Here is a 20,160-nt window from a genome sequence, read left to right as displayed (position 1 = left end):
ATGAACAATCCGCGGCCGTTTTTGCATTTTAAGGTGCCGAAAAATGTTGCATCTAGTCAAAAGGTAATACGACAAATTATTATAGAAAGGATAAGAAGCATAGACAGAAATAGGTTGTCGCCTGCATCAGAGCCGTTACGGGCGAGGCCTAAAACAACGACAAGGAGAATGGTAGCTTGAGGGACTTATGCTGGGGTAAAGGAATGCGACGTCGGATCGGAAAATGGATAGGTACCGCATTGATTGCTACTGCCGTTATGACGTTTGCACCTGGAGAGGTTTTTGCCGCACAAGAGTCGCTTAATCAAACCTATGATCACGGCATGCCGTCCATACAAAACGAGAATTCGCCCGCATGGCCCAGCATCGTGTCACAGGCTGCCGTTGTCATGGACATGAATACAGGCACGGTTGTCTACGGAAAGAACCCGCTTGTTGAACACTATCCAGCAAGTATCACGAAGATCATGACTGCCCTACTGGCATTAAAATATGGTCACTTAAACGATACCCTGACTGCCAGCTCGAATGCTGTGAATCAGCCACCAGACAAGTTGTATATGGTCCCGGGGGAGAAAGAGCAGTTAGAGCCTCTGCTTTACGGGATGCTGCTTGATTCCGCGAATGATGTTGCTGTAGAGATCGCGGAGCACTATGGCGGATCCATTGCAAACTTCACGCAGATGATGAACGCGGAAGCGAAATCCTTAGGGGCGACACATACACATTTCGAAAATCCGAATGGTCTTCCGAATCCTAGTCACCAGACGACAGCGTACGATATGGCAGTCATTGCACGTGCTGCCATGCAGAATACTGAATTTCGCAAGATTGTCGGAACCAAATATTATAATTGGCACGGAGATAAGTGGAGTTCCAGGCTGTCCAACCTAAACAAAATGTTGTTCTACTATCCTGGTTGCATCGGCCTCAAGACGGGATTTACGAGCGTAGCGCACGAAACGTTGGTTGTGGCGGCGACGCGTGGTTCGAGTACGTTTCTCGCTGTATTGATGGATGCGCCAACGGACTATGAGATTCGGCACGATGCGAGTCAATTGTTGGATTACGCATTTGGCCATTATCAGACGGAAACGGTGGTCCGTAAGGGCCAAGTTGTGGGCGATCTCCCTGGTCACAACCCAACCCCCCTGGTTGCATCGAATGATTTGCTAGCTACGGTACGCAAAGGTGATCCGATTCATTACCAGACCGAACTGTCATACGCCCTGCCGGCCCATGCCGCCAGCAAGGGGACAACCGTTGCGACGTTAAACGTTGAAGATGTTACGGGAGCGATTGTGGATACAGTGCCAGCTCAGTTGACTACAGATTGGACCCCCAGTGCAGTTCATAGGGCACTCAGGCCTTGGCCCGTTTTGGTCCCACTGGCAGTTTTTTTCTGTCTCCTAACGTTCATAGTGAGGGGGACGTTCAAGCGACGTATGAGGAAACGCGCTCGCCGTTCCGAGACATGGATAAGCTCATCCAGATTGCAGGGGGACTAGAGGTGTTAAGCCTCAAGTCTCATACCTTGTTGCAGGAGGTACATCTTGTGGTACAGGCCTCCTTTTGTAAGCAACTCCTGGTGGTTCCCCCGTTCCACAATACGACCATTCTGCAGGACAAGAATCAAATCCGCATCTTGAATTGTTGACAGCCGATGTGCGATGGCAATGGTCGTTCTTCCGCGCCGCATCTTCTCCAGCGATGACTGGATGGCTTCTTCTGTTTCGGTGTCGATGCTGGCAGTGGCTTCGTCGAGAATGAGCACTTTTGGTTCGCCCGCAATGGTTCTCGCGAATGACAGAAGTTGTCGTTGACCAGCGGAAAACGTTGTGCCGCGTTCGCGAATGACGTGATCGTACTTGTCCGGCAGTTTTTCAATGAACGTGTCTGCCTGGACAAACTCTGCCGCGGAGCGGACGCTGTCGTCGTCCAAGGTACGTCCAAATCGAATATTGTCTGCGATGGTTCCCGTGAACAGTGTTGAGTCTTGAAGGACGAGTCCCATTTTATTTCGAAGTTCCTCATCGTGAAAGTCCTCCAAAGGTGTTCCGTCAACGAGAATCCTTCCACTCTGATAAGGATAGAATCGCATCAACAGATTGACGATGGAGCTCTTGCCACTGCCAGTGTGGCCGACGAGCGCCACTGTCTGGCCCGGTTTCGCGTGAAACGAGATATTCGACAGTACAGGATGGATGCCATCATAGGAGAAAGAGACATCCTCAAAGACGATGTCACCTACTTCTACGACGGGTTGTTTGTCGCTGTTCGAAGCGACTGGGGCCGTGTCCGTTTCGTCGAGCAATCGAAATACTCGGTCCGAGCCCACAAGCGCTTGCTGCAGGATGTTTAGCCGTTCCATGATGGTGTTGATGGGTTCAAAGAAACGTTCTAGGTAGTTGACGAACGCGTAAATGACTCCGATGTCGATCACGCTATCGAGCGCCCGGAACCCGAAGAACGCAATCACCAGAATGAGGGTCGCGTAGTAGACGATGTCGACCAGGGGACGCAGCATCATCCCGTTCAGTTTGATGTTGCGCAAGCGAGCGCGTTTGTAGGCGTTGTTCACCTCTGAAAACTGACGAATGAGACGGTGCTGCTGGCGCATTGCTTGAATCAAGTACATTCCCTGGAGGGACTCATTGAGCGAGGCATTGAGCTCACCGAGTCGATGCCTTGCAAGGTGAAACACTCGGAAACTGAGCTTGCGGTAGAGTGTCATCAAACAGAGAAACAAGGGAATAAGGATGACGCAAATGAGTGCCAGTCGGACGTTGAGTGCAAACATTGAAATGAGAATGCCGATGGTCAATACGCCGTTTTGAACAAACGGAGCCAAGGCACTCGTAAAGAGATCCTCGATGGCCTGCGTATCGTTTGTGATGCGGGATATGAGTGAACCAGCTGGCGTCCGGTCAAAAAACGATACACTTAGGTGTTGGACCTTTGTAAAGACTTCTACCCGCAGCTTTTGGATGACATTCTGGGAAACCCGTTGGAAAAGGAGCATTTGCGTGTAGTTTCCAGACGCCGTGATCCACTGGAGCAAGATATAGGAGATGGCAAGAAAAACGATTTGTCCAGTTGGGAAATGTCGCGGTGCCAAATACTTGTCGATGAATGTTTTCATCAACAATGGGCCCACGACGTCGGCGAGCGTAGCCACCATCAACACACATAGGCCTAACGCTACCAAGCGCGTATGCGGCTTGGCGTATCGCAGTAGACGACGAAGTACGCCCTTGCCGACAGTATATAAGTAGTTCTCGGTCTCTTGCATCACATTCCACCTCCTACCAGGGCCTCCAGCTGTTGATGCTCGTACATCTCTTGGTACCAGCCGCCGGATCGAACTAATTCATCGTGTGTGCCGCGTTCGATAATTCGCCCGTCGTCAAGCACCAAAATCAAATCAGCGTGCTCGACCGCCGACAGACGGTGGGTGGCAATCATGACGGTCTGAGTGGCGCCACGGGCTTTTAAGCCCTCCAGAATGGCTGCTTCCGTCTTCGCGTCGACGGCGGACAGACAGTCGTCCAGAATGAGTATGTCGCTGTCGAGAAGTAGTGCTCTCGCGATGGATAATCGCTGCTTTTGTCCACCGGACAGGGTCACCCCGCGCTCTCCCACAAGTGTGCTGTATCCCTCTGGGAAAGATAATATGTCCGTGTGGACACTCGCAGTTTGTGCGACCGCTTCAATTTCCGCCTGACTGGCATCGGGTCGGCCGAAGGCGATATTTTCGGAAACAGTACTGGAGAACAGAAAGTGATCCTGTGGCACATAGGCAATTCGGTGACGCAACGCGTCTATCGTAACGCTGTAGATCGACTGACCTCCAATGTGAATGTCACCATCCGTGACATCAAATTCGCGTAACAGCAAGCGAAGAAGTGTTGTCTTTCCACTGCCTGTCTTGCCCACAATGCCAAGTGTCGCGCCGTAAGGCAATGTGAAGTGAACATCGGCAAGTGCGCGTTGAACACTCTCTGGATAAACAAATTCACGGACGTCATAGTCAATGTCACCCATTTCGACGTGGTCAGCGGCCCCTGGCGTATCACGAATGTCCGGTTCAATGCGCAACAGTGCCTGGACCCTATCGTGAGATGCACGCCCTCGTTCCACAATGTTGAATAGAAAGCCAAACGCCAGCATGGGCCAAATTAACTGTCCCAAGTAAATGGTGAAACTGGTCAACTGCCCAATGCTTAAGTGGCCGTGGACGACGTACGTCGATCCGATGGCAAACGCCAAGAAAAAACTGGTCCCGACGATAACTTGAATGGTTGGATCAAACAGTGCATCAATTCGGGCAACAAGCATGTTTTTCTGAACAACGTCGCTAGACAGAGCACTAAAAGCACGGATATCGTTATCCTCTTGACCAAATGACTTAATGGCTCGGATTCCGTTAATACTCTCGTGCACCTTGTCGTTCAGGTCGGAAAACGCCGCCTGTGCTTTATCGAATCGGCGATGAAGAAGGTCGCCGTAACGGCTGGTCGCAAAAGCCATAATGGGCATGGGCAAAAGTGAGAAGAGGGTTAACCTCCAGTCGATGGTGAGCGCCATGGTGACGATGACGAGTAAACCAGTCGATATGGAGTCGACCAAGGTTAAAATACCATCCATCGCCGTTGATTCGATTGCTCGGATATCGTTCGTTGCGTGCGCCATCAGGTCTCCCACGCGGTGTTTCTGATAAAACGATGGAGACATTTGACTCAAGTGGCGAAAGAGACGAAGGCGCAAGGTTGTGGAGAGTTCGATTGCCGATCCGAACAGAAGCACTCGCCAAAAATACCGCAATACGTACATTGCCAAGGCCATCAGCGCGATCTCGCCCATGTCAAGCCACACGGTCTTGGCTGTCAATGTGTGCCGCTGAATGTGATCGACGAGATTGCCAACCACTCGGGGCGGAAAAAGACCGATAAACGAGACCATCATGAGCAGAAAGATGCCGCTAACATAGTATTTCTTCCGTGTTTTAAAAAACCACATTAAGTCAAGAAAGACGTGCATATGGTTGCCCCTTCGTTTTAACCGTGGTTCGGGTGATTTTAGACTGAATGTTTCATTCGTGATTGCAAAGAATGTTTGGAAGGAATAGAAAGATTATGATAAGACTCCAAGTCAGCATACCATATTTGGGTATTCTATGGATGGTAGGTTCTTGGATAACGTGGTATTTACGGGAAAAAATGTAGGGGCAGATATGACCCAAGGGCTGCTCAGTGTCATGCCATGTCCCGACATGAAAACAGCCCTTGCACATGACAGTTGGACAGTTGGCCACATGGCCCCAGGGCATCTGTTTCAACTGATTAGCCCCATCGGATTTTACGAGAACAAGTGACTAGCGGTGAAATTGAAACCCCGCGATGACGTTTTGGCTCGCATCTGTCCGGCCCTTTGCAAAGAGCGTTTCGACATATGCATAGCCGGCGTTGTCGGTGGATGTGATGAGCGCACCGCGACCCTGATACGGATTTCCTGATTTCGTGAATTGGTATGTAATTGCGTTGTCTGTCCGAGGCGATACATGAACGTTTTCATCGCCTTGTGGGACAACTTTTGTCGGATCAGGCTTGCCATTCGATCCCATGTAACAACCAACACAAGTGGATGATACGACGACTTCCACTTGGTTTGGGTCACTAGGATTTGTAAACTTCCATCCGCTATAGTCGCCGCCCCGTACTGGAGTCTGCGTCCAGTTCGCAGGTACTTGAACTTGAATACCAGAGCTTGTGGCATCGCTGAACGGTACGAGTTTGATAGGGGTCTCGCTTTGGCTCGACGCTGTCGTGTCATTCGTGTTCGTATGATTAGAGTGATTGGTTGAATTGGAAGAGTTGCCGGGTGAACTTTGACCATTTGTAGTCGTGTTGGCGGACGGAGTAAAGGATGTCTGTGATGTTGCCCCGCATGCCGTCACTAGGAGCAATGCACACATTACTGCGCCAACTGTGGTGGCTTGTGTTTTCATCCGGTTCAGCTCCTTTTCTGCAATTCGCGGTGATAAGTAGCTCTCTGGTCCAGCATAACATATCGTCTGGACAGACTCACAACCTAATCAACATCGTCTCTGACATGACCTCATGATGAATTGACGTTTCTTCATGTCGACTATTCTTTTTCTGTTAAGCGTGCAATCTTACTCAGGGACTCATGCGGACCAACCAACACCATAATGTCACCTTCGTAAATCGTATCGTTTGCGGAAACTGGGAAAATCGTTGTCTTGCTCCGAATAATCATGACCACTTGAACCCCAAACCGCCCAGTCAAATTGAGTTTTTCCAGCGTCTTATTCACGAGTTCGCCCTTTGCCGTCAACTCCATCATGAACACTTCTTCATATAGTTCAATCATATCGAGGACGGAAGAGCGGGTGAGTAGACGAGCCAATCGCATTCCAGAATCTCTTTCAGGATAGACGACGCGATCCGCCCCAAGGCGCTCCAGTATTTTCCCGTGCGTCGCATGATACGCCTTTGAGACGACATACAAACCAAGGTCTTTACAGTTCATCGTCGCGTGGTTGGAACTGGTTTCATTGTCGCCGATGGCGACAATCACCGCATCCACCTCTTTGATCCCGGCTTCTTCGAGAAATCCAATGTCTTCTGCATTTCCGATGGCTGTCTCACATCGACTGGCGAATGGCTCCAGGCAAGAAGCATCTTTATCAATTAATAGTACTTCGTGTCCATGTCGCAGAAACTCTGTGGCGGCACCACTGCCAAAACGTCCTACACCAATAATTCCAAAGGTCATTTTCCGATTTCGAGGCAAGGTCATCCGTCTCCTCACTCAGCCTGCGTATATCCATCTAGAACCTACTGTACACGGCATGGTGGCTTGTGAACAAGGGTTACCAATCATAGAGCACCTATATAATGAAGCAATTGAAGAAATCCTTCAGTCCACACAGCTTATTCGCGAACACAGGCGATGGCGAACCCGTCGTGCACGGGCAAGATAGTGGAAATCAGGTTTTGAGCAGACACCAGGGATTGATTAAATTTACGAACAGCCTCCGGGGACGGACTGTGATTGTCTGCGTCAAGAACCCGGTCTTGTAGGAGAACATTATCCGCTATGATAAGCGTCCCCGGCTTTGCAAGACGGCATGCACAGTCGAGGTAAGCGGGATAATTGGGCTTGTCGGCATCGATGAAAATAAGGCCGAACCGCTCCCCATTCTCGATGAGCATCTTCAGCGATTCGAGGGCGCTTCCCACTACGATCTCAACCTTCTCGTCCATTCCCGCCTGCCGGAGATTTTCGCGTGCTAGTTGAGCATGTTCTTGACGAACTTCGAGGGAGATGAGTGAGCCGTGAGAAGGAAGTCCCCTGGCAATGCAGATCGCGCTATAGCCCCCAAACGTTCCAATTTCTAGGGCCTTCTCTGTTTGAGAGGCAGACGTTAAAATAGTTAACAACCTTCCTAAATCAGGTTTCACAGACATGGGCGGGAGTCCCACTTGTGAGATTGATTCTGCCACGTGGTGAAGCACGTTGTCTGAGGGAAATAAGCTGTTGATATACTCGTTGCGATTCACGACAAACACCTCTTTTGACCCATCTTTGATGTCCCTTAAGTACAGTTATATGGACAGTGTAATAGAGAGAATCCAATTCTCAAGGTTATCCAAAGTGCTGACAATTTTGCAAAACGTGAATCCGAATCGACTTTTGTTATTGTGTGTGGAAGTTTGTCGATTACAATGGTAAGAGGTACGCTGGGAAATAACGACCTTTACAGAGGTTGTCCGACTGCCCTCATGAAGGTACGGTTAGGACATACCATTATAGATGTGATAGCAAAATTTACAGCAGATTATAAGAATGAAAGATAACTCGATGAAATGAAATTATGAGAATCAAATAGCCAAAAGCAGGTGTTAAATTAGCTATGACGCAAGGAAGAAATCGAAAACAACAAGGAAACGAGAAGCAGTCGAAGCGAGGGCGTCCGGTCATCCGCTGGATCGGTTACTTGGTGTTCGCTATAGCCTATATTTGTATATCCACGTCATTATGGATATTCCATGGACCGTTCCCTGCGTTGAAAAACTATCTGATTGACAGTATTGATGCGACTCGGCACGGTTATCTCTTGCGACCCCTATCACTTTACACGATTCCTGAGTCGGTGATCAAAGCGCACTCGCTGACGAATGGGCTTGTCAGTACGACGGTGCCCGTCGCACAGATCACCCGGCGGGATTACTCCAACGTGAAAGACGGTTCCATCGTTCATGACACATATCAGGGTCAGACGTTTAAGGCGGATATTCTTCTCATTCGCGATCCTGAACGGGTAAAAGTGGAAGCCACCAAGTACTTGAATCAGCACGGCGAGACGGTGCAAGAAATGGTCAAAGATACGGGAGCCGTGGCGGGTATCAACGCGGGCGGCTTTGACGACAGTTCCTGGCGCGGAACGGGTGCGTATCCACAGGGGATCACCATGCACGACGGAAAGCTTGTGGCCTTGACCGGCTCCAAAACCCAGCCGCAACCTGTCATTGCTTTTACGCAAACAGGGCAGATGATCGCTGGAGCTTATTCCTTGCCACAACTGCAAAATCTTGGTGTGACAGAAGCGGTCACGTTTGGGCCCGTCCTCATCCAAGATGGGAAGCCTGTGTCAACAACCAACGGATATGATAGAAATCCACGTACAGCCATCGGTCAGACGGCAGACGGTACGGTCATACTGATTGTGACGGATGGACGCTTTGCAACTGGGCCGAACGATGCGGGTGCCACGTATGATGATGTCAAGCAACTCATGCTTAAATATCATGCCGTCATTGCAGCGAATTTGGACGGCGGATCGTCGACGACGATGATCTACCACAACCAGTTGTTGAACAAGCCCGTGGATATTTTGGGCGAGCGCAAAGTTGCGACATCCATTATCGTGATGCCGGAAAGCGGAGGTGGCGTGTTTGGCTAAGAAAATTGGACGCAAACTCCTTGCATTTGTCGGCGTCGTAACAGTGGGGCAGTTGGTTTTGTTTCAGCACTATAATGCACTCTTTAACACGAAGTCTGATGCGAGCATGCTGAATAACAGCGCAACGAGGCAAGCACCCAAGGTGTCGCAGAAGGTGCAGCAAGAAATCGCTAGACTGCAATCGCAACAGTCGTATAAGTTTGTGACGGTGTCACCGAATCAGGATTATGCCACGTATCTAGACGACAACAACGTGCTTCATATTGAAGATTTGCAGGCGGGTCATGATGTCAGCGCTGCAAAGAATCCCTACAAGGTTGAATATGTGTCGTGGATTCAGGACCAGGGAGACAGTTCGGCGAAAGTGTTCGTCGGGGAACAGATCCAGCCAGGAGACCTGGAACTGAAGACGGTGGACGTCTCGGATGGCAGTCAAGCACCCATTGCTCAGTTTACGGGATTGGCGTCGAACGCGACCATTTCCAAAATCACGTTTAGTTTTGATACAAACGATATCTACATTCTTGTGAATACGGATGCGACAAGTGCAGTTTATCACATAGGTACGATGAAACATGTGACACAGGTCCCTACTGGTGGTCGCTACATCAAGAACATCGCTATCGCGCAAACGGGGGACAAACTGTATTTTGAGGATCGCGTGAACGGATCGTACAACGTCTTGTACTTTGACACGCAATACGTTGCACATCGCGTTCAGCTGAATGCGGCTTTGGTTGCCGTCGTCGGCAATACCGTCTATTACGGTCAAATCGACAACAACGGGCTTGTGACCGCCGTTTATCGAATGGACAGCGGGGGGCAATCCACTCTTGTTTCAACACTGCAAAAGCCGACCCTTGCTGCAGATATTGATATCACGGAATCTGGTCAAGTCCAAGTCAACTCCTCCACAGCGTGATCTGTGAAGGAGTTTTTTCGTGGCCGGAGCGGGTGTTTGTCACGGCCTGTGCTCGACATATCGATTTTGTTCAGAGGCTCCATTCAGCCATGCGATTTCCGCATCTGTAAGCGGCATCACCTGAGCTGCTCCGATGTTGTCTGTGAGTTGTGAGAATCGGCTCGCACCGGGAATGGCCACACTGACGACGGGCGGGTTTAACGCGTAACGCAGACTGACTTGGCTCGCTGTTCTCACGTTGTTCGCAAGGGACTCAACTGCATCTTGAGCCATCGCTACTTGTTCCGCGGTTCTGTCAACGTATGTCTCCCCTGCAGGCAACTGTTTACCTGTTCCAGACAACAGGCCTCGTGCAAGCGGACCGCGGGCAATGATGGATACCCCGCGTTGTTCGATGTCGCCAAACCACTCTTCGGGCCGTCTATCCAACAGGCTGTACTGCATCATGATGGTATCCACATTCGATCCACTCAAAAAACGCCGAATCACGTTCGGGCGAATAGAGGAGATTCCGTATGCGCGGATCCACCCTTTTTCTTTCAAACGCTCAAACGTTTCTACAATGCTATCAAACGGATCGTCCATTGTTCCCCCGTGTAACTGGTACAAGTCGATATAATCCGTTTCTAGTCGGCGCAGACTTTGCTCAACCGCTTGCAAAATGTACGCAGGTGACGGATCCCAATTCCATCCCGGTTTTCCCACGTCAAACCGATTGCCCACTTTCGTCGCAATGACGACCTTGTTGCGCCGACCACGCAACGCTTTGCCAAGGATCTCTTCGTTGCGGCCTTGATCATACAGATCTGCCGTGTCGAATAAATTCACGCCTTCATGGATGGCATGGTGTACGAGTCGTGTAGCGGTTTTTGCATTGGTGCCGAGCGACATACATCCGAATCCGATCTCGCCAACTTCAAGCTCACTTCTCCCCAGCCGCTTCCGTTGCACCGTCCGTCGCCCCTTCTGTACCGTGTTGTGTTCATACTAGCGCAGGACCGTCGGGGTGGCTACGGAATACTTACAACCTGATGTCATGGTCAACTTTGCTTCACCGGGAGACACGAATCCGTACCACTTCACGGATACGCAGGAAGCTACTTGCGTACCGTGACGAGCGTTCCATACGTGACGATGTTGAACACTTGTTTAGCCGTTGACACAGGAATTTCGACACACCCCATGCTTTGTGGGTATCCGTAGGACGCGCGGGGGAAGCCGTGGACAGCGTCACCGCCGTGAAAATAATTGACGTAGGGTACGCCCGGATCGTCATATGTTGTTCCCCACGGTGTTCTACCTTTCATCTCCTGAGTTTGAAAGCGGAGGTAGATGGGCCACGTTCCAATACTTGTAGGGCTCTGTGCGATCCCGGTATTCGCCAGAGTGCGCACCGCCACCTGGCCACCAACCCACACTTTCAGCACCTCAGTCGGACGCTCATCCACCGTGACAAACACGTATGGGGCCTTGCTGACTTCGTGTGTGGATAGTGCTGATTGTAGGGCTTTCCACACACTTGGCCCGGCAACGCCGTCCACGGCGATATGGTGATCTGCTTGAAAGTGCATCAATGCCCCCTCTGTGATCACGTTCGCTGTATTTGAATTCCACAGGGAACCAATTTGTTGTGTGGTCTCTTTGTCACGCCATGTATAAGTTCCGTCAAGTGGCGTGAATTTCAAGTTTTCAGCGTTCACAGCCAACTGTGACATAGCAGTCGCGGTGTCCGTGCTTGTGGTCGGTGTGAACTGAACTGGCATATAACCTAACAAAGTCAAACTCTCGTTGAGATAGCGAGCCGCTGCGGATCGATTTCCTAGTTGAACCAACGGTGGGGCTGGTGGCGTTATGACAGTTACTTTTGCGGGAGATGATGCCGTGCCGGTAGAGCCGGTCCCGTTTGATGTCGTCGTTTGCGACGATGCGCCTCCGTTTGCCGACGCGGAGGAGGTTGAATTTGCCGTCGCTGTATTCGTGACATCGGAGATTGCGTGGGTGGTCACCTGACTGCGGTCTGTCAAGGAAGTGATTGGCGTGCAGCCAACGAGCGCAGAAACAGCGACCATACAAAATGATAGTGTAATCATGCGGAGCCCACGGAAAGATTTCAATTGTACACCTTCTCTTCCAGCCTCAGTTGTGCCTTACAACGTATTCGGCACTGCAAATGCTTATGCTGGGCAACTGGAAGGGACAGCTAAAAAAGGCTGATGCAGCAGGCCGTGTAGTGGCGTGTGCGCCGTGAGTGGGGGAGGCAGGAACGTCAGGGGGTCGTGGGGGAGGTTCTATGTGCACCCGCCGATGCGCCAACCAACGCACACAATAAAACGGGACCCTGTCAAAAAACAGCGCCACAAGCTGCTTTCGGACAGGGTCCCTGTGTTTTGCCAGCGGGAAGAAACGTTACCTCGCCTGCTGTTCGAGCCAAGCCAACGTCTGTCTGATACCTTCCTCGAGGCTGGTTGTTGGTTGCCATCCCAGTACCTCTTTGGCGCGGGTACAGTCGAGGACGCTGCGACGGACATCACCAACTCGCTCTGAAGCTCGTTGCAGGGGTATATCACTTCCCAGTACATCTGCGATGAGGTGATACACATCTTCCGTGTGAACTTCGGTACCCGTTCCGATGTTCAGCACTTGGTCGTCACCCTTGGTGAGCGCAAGGACATTCGCTTTTGCCACATCGTGGACGTAGACGTAGTCGCGTGTCGTTCCTTTCGGTTGGTCAGCGTACGCAAACAATATCGATGGCCTACCCTCGACGAGATTGTTCATGAAGATAGGAATAACGCCGCATTCACCGTCCGCTATTTGATTCGGCCCATATACATTTGCATAGCGGAGGACGGTGTAGTGAAGACCATACGTTACGCGATAAAAGTGAAGGTATTTTTCCCCGATGTATTTGTGGATCGCGTAAGGCGAAATCATGACGGGCTGCACCGTTTCGGGTGTTGGAATCTGGGCAGCATCTCCACCCAAGGCGCCACCAGACGAGACGAAAATAAACTTCTTGACACCGTACGTACGAGCGCATTCCAGGATGTTGAGCAAGCCCATGACATTGTACTCCGCGTCGTACATTGGATCTTCGACGGACTTCGGGACCGACTTTTGCGCGGCGTGGTGGTTGACGACGTCGGGGCGTTCGAGATCGAATACTCTGTTGAGTTCTTTGGAGCGGATGTCCATAAAATAAAACTTTGCTTTTGGGTGGATCCGTTCTTGTATACCGGAGCTCAGGTTGTCGACGACAACCACATCATGACCTTGTTCGATATATGCTTTGACGACATGTGAGCCTATAAAGCCGGCGCCGCCAGTTACGAGGATTTTCACTGGACACTTTCCTTTCGGCGACAAATCATTGAGCGTTCTGTCTATGAAATCTAGGTATCAATTCAACAACACGATACCATAGAAATGGAGGCAGTGCCTACGGATGAGAACCGGCAAAGGCTTCCTCCAAGATGGCTCGATACGATTCAACAGACATTTCGCGAACGTTGCTCTGGGTTGAACTGTTTGCCATCGCCAGTTCTATGATGCGCGCTTCGTCGCTGCGAGAAACGTTTGGCAGTTCGGACAGCGGTGGAATGTCGAGTTTTTGCAGCCACTCAGAAAGCGCGAGAAGCATCTGTGAAACGGCCTCATCGGGGCTGTCACTGTCGCTTGCAACGCCCATGTGGCGCGCTACTTGCGCGTGGAGAGCAACGTTTTCCGATGCATTGTATTTGAGTACCGGCAACAAAAACACGGCATTCGCTAGCCCGTGGGGCGTATCGTACAGGCCGCCTAGTGCTTCCGCTAAACAGTGTACCGAGGCGACGTCAGCCGACCCGAAGCAAAGGCCCGCCAGCAGACTGCCGAGTAGCATATCCGATCTCGCCTCGATATCATCCGGATTCTCGTATGCCGTGGGCAATGCGCGATAAATGAGCGACATCGCCTGTGCGCCAAATGCTTGTGAAATAGGTTGCGTCCGCTTGCACGTGTAGCCTTCAATGGCGTGTACCAGCGCGTCAACGCCTGTGGCGGCGGTGATAGTCTTTGGGACGGTGCGGGTGAGGACTGGATCGAGGACGGCTAGCTGCGGGCGCAACCACTCGTGCTTGAGCGTCATCTTGCGATGCGTTTTCTCCTCCGTGATAACCGCGCTTCGCGTCACTTCAGATCCGGTACCGGCAGTCGTGGGAACACAGGCGACCGGGGCCACTTCACCGTACGACAGTTCGCCATCGGCATACTGCTGTGGCGTGCCGCCGTGGCGGGCGAGAAGCGCGATGGTTTTAGCCGTGTCCATGGCGCTGCCGCCGCCGACGGCGACGAGTGCGTCGCACCAGCGGGATCGAAACTTTGCGGCACCCTCGAGACAATCCGAATCACGCGGGTTTGGCTTGACCAAATCGAACAGTGTGACGGAAAATCCGTTCGCTTCGAGGAGGTCGGTGACGCGGGCGGCGATACCCGCTGTGACGAGGCCTGGGTCGGTGACGAGCATAATGCGACGTCCAAAGCCTGCTGAAGTCAGATTTTCGGGAAGTCGGTTGACGGCTCCCACACCAAAATCGATTCTCGTGCTGCACGCATATTCAAACGAAGTCAATGTGCTCGCCTCCAAACTACTCTTCATAGATCATCTTCACGGTCATGCCACCGTCTATCACCAAGTTTTGGCCCGTGATGAACGAAGCCTCGAGTGAGGCCAAGTAAACACATGCCTGGGCGATGTCGTGGGGTGTTCCCACCCGTCCAACGGGATGTTGTGCCAAATCTTCCGGTCGGTGTTCGGGTATCGCTCTGCGACTTGACTTCTTCCAGTCCGAAACTTCGATCCACCCCGGCGACACCGCGTTCACTCTCACATCCGGTCCCAGGCTAACGGCCAGCGCATGCGTGAGTGCCACGATGCCGCCTTTGGACGCCGAGTACGGTTCCGTGTGAGCTTCCGACATGAGGGCGCGGGTCGACGCGATGTTGATGATGTTTCCGGGGTCAGCCTGACGCAAGTACGGCGCACAGTATTTGGCCATGAGAAATGGGCCGCGAAGGTTCACGCCAATGACCTTGTCCCAGACAGCGACGGGCAACGACTCAATTGGTTCGTGGCTAAAGATCCCCGCGTTATTCACAACGACGTCGATCCGCCCGTCCCCCTCAACGACATCATCAACGAGCCGTACGACGTCAGATTCCACGCTGACGTCGGTCTGCACGAAGCGAATATCCAGGCCTTCATTGCACAGCCGGTGCGCTGTTTCTCGTCCGGCTTCCGCATCTCGATCCGCCATCACGACACGCGCTCCACATCGCCCGAATGCCTGGCTGATCCCCAGCCCGATCCCTTGGGCACCGCCTGTGACGATGACAACACGATGGCTCACTCTACATCACCTCTAATGGCCAAGATAAGAGTGCATGAGGTTCGCTGTAGCTCCTGGTGAATAGATCACGTATAGCAATAAAAATACCACAAGCCCAGTAGCAGCTGTGATAAACCAAATCACGACAGTCCAAGGTGCGATTTTGCGGTGACGGGAGAAGCGGGCCTTGGCTGCATAGGCCAGCGTGATGATGCCAAGAATGGCTGCAATGGTCGCAAGGACAGAGTGTGATTGCAAGAACACATAGTAAAATGTATTGAGGGACTTTGGTCCTCCGAATTTTGTATCGCCTATCAAAAAGGTTTTCAGTGCATAGATGATGAAGAACAAAGCAGCGAACACAACGCCAGTCAGCATCCAACGGCGATGTATGCGAACGCGATTTTTACGAATTTGGCCCCAACCGATGCCAAAACAGATCGCGCTGATGATAATGCAGGCCTCATTTAAATAGGATACGAATACGGCCATGATGCACCACCTTTCTATCACTAGGGCGAATTGTATCAGATGTACGCTATCGAAACACGTGTGGTAAGCGGGATCTCGGTCCTTAAACTCAGTTGTTTCTAATTTGTTCAAGGAATATTCTCTTTGCGACATATTAGGACAGGGTAAAGAAGAAATAGATTAGGTAGATCATACTAATATTTACATCACTACTCAAATGTGTATAGTAGAAAGGGTTAAGGTGGAAGGAGGCGTCCAGTCCGGATATGCAACGACTGGTGGACTTCATTCGGGTGTCACGTTCATGGGCTAAGGCGGAACGCGGGGTCGACTTTTTTCGTCGCGTGGCGAGCGTCGTTCGCGATCAGTTCGATGTTGACGTTGGGATGTTTGTATACGCAAAACGCTTTATTCGGGATCACAGGAACCAAATTGACAGAACTGTTCGAGTCTATGAGCCGTGGGGATTTACTGTTCCGGCGAGCGAATTGAACGCTTCAGTCGCAACGAGTCCTTGGTACGACGGGCAGGACCGGTTTCTGACAAGTCAGCGCTTTGAACCGGTGGATGACCTTACACCACCGTGGCGAAATTACTTTGTCCAAGCAGGTGTGTCCATCGTCGGATCGTGGCCTATTACAGAGGGCGACACACCAATTGGGGCGATGGTTGTAGGACTTTGCCCATCTACACGGCAGGTCGATGAGGTACTCTTATCTGTTTGTGCCACACAAATGTCCATTCTTGGCGAGTTGTTGTTGGCCAAGAGAAAAGCGGAGGAACAGAGTCGACGCGATCCGCTGACACGCAGCCTCAACCGACGGGGTTTCAATCATTTGCTCAAACCGATGCGCCTTCAAGCGCAACAAGAAAACAAGCCGCTTTATGTGGGTGTTTTAGATGTCAACGCGTTTAAGAAAATCAATGACGAGTACGGTCACGCTCGTGGCGATGCCGTGCTTGAGGATATTGCCAAGACGCTTAACCAGGCTCTCGGGAACCGCGGAATAGCCGCTCGCTTTGGCGGCGATGAATTTGTCTTTGCAGTCGTGGATGACGTTTTACACGCTGACGAAATTCGGCAACAAGTGAAGGACCTGTTCACTGACAAGGAGTACAAGATTTCCGTTGGTTGTGTCGAGTGGTGTAACGATATGGACCTGGAAGCATGTCTGCAGAACGCTGACTCGCATTTATACGAACGAAAACGACTAACTGGTGCTCAAGTGCCTTTACTCGAGCGCTAAGGGGGATTCGAACATGGCAAACGTGCATGTCGGCGTGCAAATTGTTCCGAATGTGCCGGATGGGCTGGGTCTCTATGACGTGATCGATAAGGCTATCGAGGTCATCCAGGCATCAGGTGTACGGTATGAAGTGGAGCGATGCAGACAGTCATGGAAGGGGAACTGGATGTATTGCTTGACGTCGTGAAGCGGGCTCAAGAAGCCTGCGTGAAGGCGGGGGCTATCGATGTCGTGACGCAGTTATCCATTCACTATCGCCCCGGTGGTGTAACAATGGAAGAAAAATTGAGCAAATATCGCCCGGTACATTCATATGTTTGAAGAGGCGCAGGAAGTGACCCTACTCTATCGCTTCTCGTAGCTGCGAATGTATCTTTCGTTGCAATCGTGGCCACGCTGTTGCCAGTGAGGCATTTTGGATTGCAGGGAGCGATGCAGTATGTGGAAGTCCGTTACCGAAACAGTTCGCTTACGTGAAGTTGCTGATGCAGTACGGGAAATTTGGTATTCATACGCAGAAGGTTTTTTGCCCGCCGTGACGGGAACAGTCGAGGATGACAAACTGTATCAATTAATAGATGAAAGAATGCCAAGGGGATGGACGGCCTCCATACTGCCGTCCGGTACAGTTTATGCATCAAGACCTATCTTTGCTCGCAAATTTTTGGGAGTGATCGTCATAGAGAAGCGAGCCGATGGGAATCAACGGGTGTTTGAAGTAGCTCTCTAAAAGGTGAAAAATGAAACTTTGAGGGCTCTTCGCTGGTTGAGATGGGTTGAACAAGTCAATCATGGAGGTATAAAAACCCATTGGCAAACTAGAGTTAGGGTCAATGCCTCCTTGTTGTCGGCTTGACATGACTTGTAGGATGCCAAGTTGGGCATCCGTCAAGAGCTTTCGCGGCATATCCTCCCGTTGGTCGGTATTCCACGCTCTCTTGACGTAACAGGAGGTTATCCAAATGTCCGATCCCGTTCTTGACTTGTTCAATCACTCTATTGGCGTTCAATCTCCCTGGCATGTTACTTCGGTTGAATTCAGCAAAGAGAATAAACGTCTTGACATCACGGTCGACTACAAAGATGGAACCAAGTTCCCATGCCCAAATTGCGGCAGTCAGAACACGGACATCTACGACCGCGACACTCGCTCATGGAGGCACCTCAATCACTTTGAGCACGACACATACATTCACGCCAAAGTGCCTCGAATCTGGTGCCATGATTGCTCGAAGGACAAGGGGGTGTACGGACCATCGAAGTGCCCTGGGCACGCAAACGCGGGCATTTCTCATACGGCTTCGAGGCATTCATCCTTCAACTGGTTCGCGAGATGCCCGTTCTGGCAGTTGCACGTCTAGTCGGGGAACATGATACCCGTATCTGGCGTATCGTTCGCCACTATGTGAATCAGGCTCGCGAATCACAAGACTTCTCAGATGTTCACCACATTGCGGTTGACGAAACCTCTACAGCTCGCGGTCATCACTACGTGACCGTTGTTGCAGATACAGAGCAAAGACGGGTAATCTTCGTCACGCATGGCAAAGACATGAGTACCCTTACGCGATTCGTCGATGATTTCACGCGACATGGCGGCGACCCAGATGAAATCGAAACTGTCTGCTCCGACATGTCTCCAGCATTTATTGCTGGTGTTCACAAATACTTTCCTGACGCTTCACTCACATTTGACAAGTTCCATGTTACGAAAGTAATCGGTGAAGCGGTGGACAAAGTACGCCGTGAAGAACAACGCACACAGCCCATGCTCAAACAATCCAGGTACATTTGGCTGAAGAATGAGCACAATTTGACAAGCAAGCAAAAAGAGCGATTACAGGAGCTTCGGCACTTAAATCTCAAGACGGCAAAGGCATACCAGATGATGCTGACATTCAAAGAGCTTTGGATACAGCCAAAGTCCCTTGCCAAGCCGTTTCTGGACAAGTGGTACTTCTGGGCCACGCATTCGCGGCTCAAACCAATGATTGACGCCGCTAAAACCATTCGCCGCCACCAAACTGGCATACTGTCTTGGTTTGATAGCAGAGTGAATAATGCCCTGATTGAAAGTATGAACAGTCTCATCCAAGCCATGAAACGAAGAGCGAAGGGTTATCGCAACGTCGAGAACTATATCTCTATGATTTACCTGTTGCTAGGCAAGTTGTCCTTCGCTTTACCCACCTAAAACAGCGAGGAGGCAAACAACATCAAAGCCATGGTGGACGATATTCAACTGTCTGTGAGCCAAATGAACGATAGATTCTCTTCCTATCAAAAGACCATTTATCTGGATGCGGACAGGCAAAACTACAATGCGCTTGTAGCAAGCTGGAATCAATACCTGGCGTATAATGACCAATTTATCAGCCTAAGTAAAAACGTAGACATCGTGCATGGAGCAGGCAAATCCGCTCCGCAGGTCCTCAATTTGCTCAATCAGTCCTATTCTACCTTCAACGATGTAAAGAAGTATCTTGCTGCCGAAACGAAGATCAACCAGGACGGCGCAGCCCAAGCGGCTCAAGCAAGTCATAACAGTTACGTCACCGGGCGCACCAGTTCTCTCATCATTATGGTTGTCGCTTTGCTGGCATCGATTGCGCTTGCCTATATGATTGTTCGCAGCATTTCCAAACCAATGACGCTCATGGCCGATGGGGCAAAGCGGATCGCGTCGGGAGATCTTACGGTTGAAGAATTTCGGGTGAAACACAGAGATGAAATCGGTGCTCTGGCGAAGGCCTTTAATCAAATGGTAGACAGTCTCCGAAACGTCATCAATCAAGTAAAGGATGGTGCCGAAAACGTTTCTGCTGCTTCTCAACAGATATCTGCTGCAACTGAGCAGATGGCGAGCGGAAGTATGAGCTGTGATTTTCACAATTATTTGTCGTAATAAGTGGATTTTTATTTGTCATCATACTGTATTCCGTGGTTTCAAATTGCATAAAACGTTTCGATCAAATATTCAAATAATAGGGGTCACAGGACCATTTCAACTAAAGTGTAAGTTTAGACACATTTTAGACACAAAATATCCGACCTCTGTACGGTAAGGAATCTGTAGCGCCAAACTCAAGTAGAACTATACATTTGTTGTGGGGTACACGCGGGTCTTTGCAATGCTGAACAAAAGCCAAATTTACAAAGGGCGGG

The 20,160-nt window shown here is 50.8% G+C and carries 18 protein-coding genes and 2 pseudogenes; 9 read left to right on the top strand and 11 right to left on the bottom strand.

Annotation, left to right across the window (positions count from 1 at the left end; translation table 11 throughout):
• The first annotated feature begins 203 nt into the window (after positions 1 to 203).
• On the top strand, positions 204 to 1,508 hold the full coding sequence (locus NZD86_RS20210) for a D-alanyl-D-alanine carboxypeptidase family protein (protein WP_268043854.1): 1,305 nt from the start codon (positions 204 to 206) through the stop codon (positions 1,506 to 1,508).
• Positions 1,509 to 1,513: 5 nt separating this feature from the next.
• On the opposite strand, the gene NZD86_RS20205 is transcribed toward NZD86_RS20210, so the two are convergent.
• Both NZD86_RS20205 and NZD86_RS20200 read right to left on the bottom strand, forming a co-directional pair.
• A complete protein-coding gene (locus NZD86_RS20205; protein WP_268043853.1) occupies positions 1,514 to 3,292 on the bottom strand; it encodes an ABC transporter ATP-binding protein in 1,779 nt (592 codons plus the stop codon).
• The gene (locus NZD86_RS20200; protein ID WP_268043852.1) at positions 3,292 to 5,040 is read right to left on the bottom strand and encodes an ABC transporter transmembrane domain-containing protein; all 1,749 of its coding nucleotides are present in this window, start codon (positions 5,038 to 5,040) and stop codon (positions 3,292 to 3,294) included. Before NZD86_RS20200 ends, NZD86_RS20205 begins: the two co-directional genes overlap by 1 nt.
• 151 nt (positions 5,041 to 5,191) lie before the next feature.
• On the opposite strand from NZD86_RS20200, the gene NZD86_RS20195 reads away from it, so the two are divergent.
• Positions 5,192 to 5,374, top strand: coding sequence for a hypothetical protein (locus tag NZD86_RS20195; protein WP_268043851.1), 183 nt, complete (start codon positions 5,192 to 5,194; stop codon positions 5,372 to 5,374).
• Here NZD86_RS20195 and NZD86_RS20190 read toward each other — a convergent pair whose 3' ends face one another.
• From NZD86_RS20190 to NZD86_RS20180, 3 genes are all read right to left on the bottom strand, one after another.
• Positions 5,375 to 6,007, bottom strand: coding sequence for a hypothetical protein (locus NZD86_RS20190; protein ID WP_268043850.1), 633 nt, complete (start codon positions 6,005 to 6,007; stop codon positions 5,375 to 5,377). It abuts the gene before it with no gap.
• A gap of 140 nt (positions 6,008 to 6,147) precedes the next feature.
• Positions 6,148 to 6,816 (bottom strand): potassium channel family protein, encoded by a 669-nt coding sequence (locus NZD86_RS20185; RefSeq protein ID WP_268043849.1) that lies wholly within the window; start codon positions 6,814 to 6,816, stop codon positions 6,148 to 6,150.
• A gap of 140 nt (positions 6,817 to 6,956) precedes the next feature.
• A complete protein-coding gene (locus tag NZD86_RS20180; RefSeq protein WP_268043848.1) occupies positions 6,957 to 7,586 on the bottom strand; it encodes an O-methyltransferase in 630 nt (209 codons plus the stop codon).
• Between the two features lie 353 nt (positions 7,587 to 7,939).
• Between NZD86_RS20180 and NZD86_RS20175 the strand changes: the two genes are divergently transcribed.
• Complete coding sequence (locus NZD86_RS20175) at positions 7,940 to 8,989, top strand: phosphodiester glycosidase family protein (protein WP_268043847.1); 1,050 nt, start codon at positions 7,940 to 7,942, stop codon at positions 8,987 to 8,989.
• Positions 8,982 to 9,911, top strand: coding sequence for a hypothetical protein (locus tag NZD86_RS20170; protein ID WP_268043846.1), 930 nt, complete (start codon positions 8,982 to 8,984; stop codon positions 9,909 to 9,911). Before NZD86_RS20175 ends, NZD86_RS20170 begins: the two co-directional genes overlap by 8 nt.
• A gap of 39 nt (positions 9,912 to 9,950) precedes the next feature.
• On the opposite strand, the gene NZD86_RS20165 is transcribed toward NZD86_RS20170, so the two are convergent.
• From NZD86_RS20165 to NZD86_RS20140, 6 genes are all read right to left on the bottom strand, one after another.
• Complete coding sequence (locus NZD86_RS20165; protein ID WP_268043844.1) at positions 9,951 to 10,862, bottom strand: aldo/keto reductase; 912 nt, start codon at positions 10,860 to 10,862, stop codon at positions 9,951 to 9,953.
• 146 nt (positions 10,863 to 11,008) lie between these two features.
• Complete coding sequence (locus NZD86_RS20160) at positions 11,009 to 12,025, bottom strand: L,D-transpeptidase family protein (protein ID WP_268043843.1); 1,017 nt, start codon at positions 12,023 to 12,025, stop codon at positions 11,009 to 11,011.
• 292 nt (positions 12,026 to 12,317) lie between these two features.
• Entirely contained in the window at positions 12,318 to 13,253 is a 936-nt protein-coding gene (locus tag NZD86_RS20155) for an NAD-dependent epimerase/dehydratase family protein (RefSeq protein ID WP_268043842.1), read from the bottom strand.
• A gap of 97 nt (positions 13,254 to 13,350) precedes the next feature.
• Positions 13,351 to 14,520 (bottom strand): iron-containing alcohol dehydrogenase, encoded by a 1,170-nt coding sequence (locus NZD86_RS20150; RefSeq protein ID WP_268043841.1) that lies wholly within the window; start codon positions 14,518 to 14,520, stop codon positions 13,351 to 13,353.
• A 16-nt stretch (positions 14,521 to 14,536) separates the two neighbouring features.
• On the bottom strand, positions 14,537 to 15,298 hold the full coding sequence (locus NZD86_RS20145) for a glucose 1-dehydrogenase (protein ID WP_268043840.1): 762 nt from the start codon (positions 15,296 to 15,298) through the stop codon (positions 14,537 to 14,539).
• A gap of 12 nt (positions 15,299 to 15,310) precedes the next feature.
• Positions 15,311 to 15,769 (bottom strand): DUF420 domain-containing protein, encoded by a 459-nt coding sequence (locus NZD86_RS20140; RefSeq protein ID WP_268043839.1) that lies wholly within the window; start codon positions 15,767 to 15,769, stop codon positions 15,311 to 15,313.
• 245 nt (positions 15,770 to 16,014) lie between these two features.
• On the opposite strand from NZD86_RS20140, the gene NZD86_RS20135 reads away from it, so the two are divergent.
• The 5 genes and pseudogenes from NZD86_RS20135 to NZD86_RS24840 all read left to right on the top strand — a co-directional run bounded on the left by NZD86_RS20135 (position 16,015) and on the right by NZD86_RS24840 (position 19,900).
• Positions 16,015 to 16,995 carry a GGDEF domain-containing protein gene (locus tag NZD86_RS20135; RefSeq protein ID WP_268043838.1) on the top strand — a complete coding sequence of 327 codons (981 nt, stop codon included), beginning with the start codon at positions 16,015 to 16,017 and terminating at the stop codon, positions 16,993 to 16,995.
• Between the two features lie 13 nt (positions 16,996 to 17,008).
• Positions 17,009 to 17,316: pseudogene (locus tag NZD86_RS20130) on the top strand (thiamine-binding protein).
• Between the two features lie 118 nt (positions 17,317 to 17,434).
• The gene (locus tag NZD86_RS20125) at positions 17,435 to 17,725 is read left to right on the top strand and encodes a hypothetical protein (protein ID WP_268043837.1); all 291 of its coding nucleotides are present in this window, start codon (positions 17,435 to 17,437) and stop codon (positions 17,723 to 17,725) included.
• Between the two features lie 232 nt (positions 17,726 to 17,957).
• Positions 17,958 to 19,189 (top strand): annotated as a pseudogene (locus tag NZD86_RS20120) (ISL3 family transposase).
• Positions 19,190 to 19,210: 21 nt separating this feature from the next.
• Positions 19,211 to 19,900, top strand: a complete 690-nt coding sequence (locus tag NZD86_RS24840; RefSeq protein ID WP_268046976.1) for a methyl-accepting chemotaxis protein — start codon at positions 19,211 to 19,213, stop codon at positions 19,898 to 19,900.
• Positions 19,901 to 20,160: the final 260 nt, after the last annotated feature.

Origin of the sequence: Alicyclobacillus dauci (genome assembly GCF_026651605.1) — a bacterium.
Classification (GTDB): domain Bacteria; phylum Bacillota; class Bacilli; order Alicyclobacillales; family Alicyclobacillaceae; genus Alicyclobacillus; species Alicyclobacillus dauci.
Note: the sequence above shows the minus strand (reverse complement) of the source record. Positions and strands in the feature narration are given on the sequence as shown.

Bases quoted from the DNA above. Each gene is read 5' to 3' on its own strand.
- NZD86_RS20205 (WP_268043853.1), bottom strand. From the start codon at position 3,292: ATGCAAGAGACCGAGAACTACTTATATACTGTCGGCAAGGGCGTACTT.
- NZD86_RS20125 (WP_268043837.1), top strand. From the start codon at position 17,435: ATGTGGAAGTCCGTTACCGAAACAGTTCGCTTACGTGAAGTTGCTGAT.
- NZD86_RS20210 (WP_268043854.1), top strand. From the start codon at position 204: ATGCGACGTCGGATCGGAAAATGGATAGGTACCGCATTGATTGCTACT.
- NZD86_RS20175 (WP_268043847.1), top strand. From the start codon at position 7,940: ATGACGCAAGGAAGAAATCGAAAACAACAAGGAAACGAGAAGCAGTCG.
- NZD86_RS20140 (WP_268043839.1), bottom strand. From the start codon at position 15,769: ATGGCCGTATTCGTATCCTATTTAAATGAGGCCTGCATTATCATCAGC.
- NZD86_RS20190 (WP_268043850.1), bottom strand. From the start codon at position 6,007: ATGAAAACACAAGCCACCACAGTTGGCGCAGTAATGTGTGCATTGCTC.
- NZD86_RS20200 (WP_268043852.1), bottom strand. From the start codon at position 5,040: ATGCACGTCTTTCTTGACTTAATGTGGTTTTTTAAAACACGGAAGAAA.
- NZD86_RS20135 (WP_268043838.1), top strand. From the start codon at position 16,015: ATGCAACGACTGGTGGACTTCATTCGGGTGTCACGTTCATGGGCTAAG.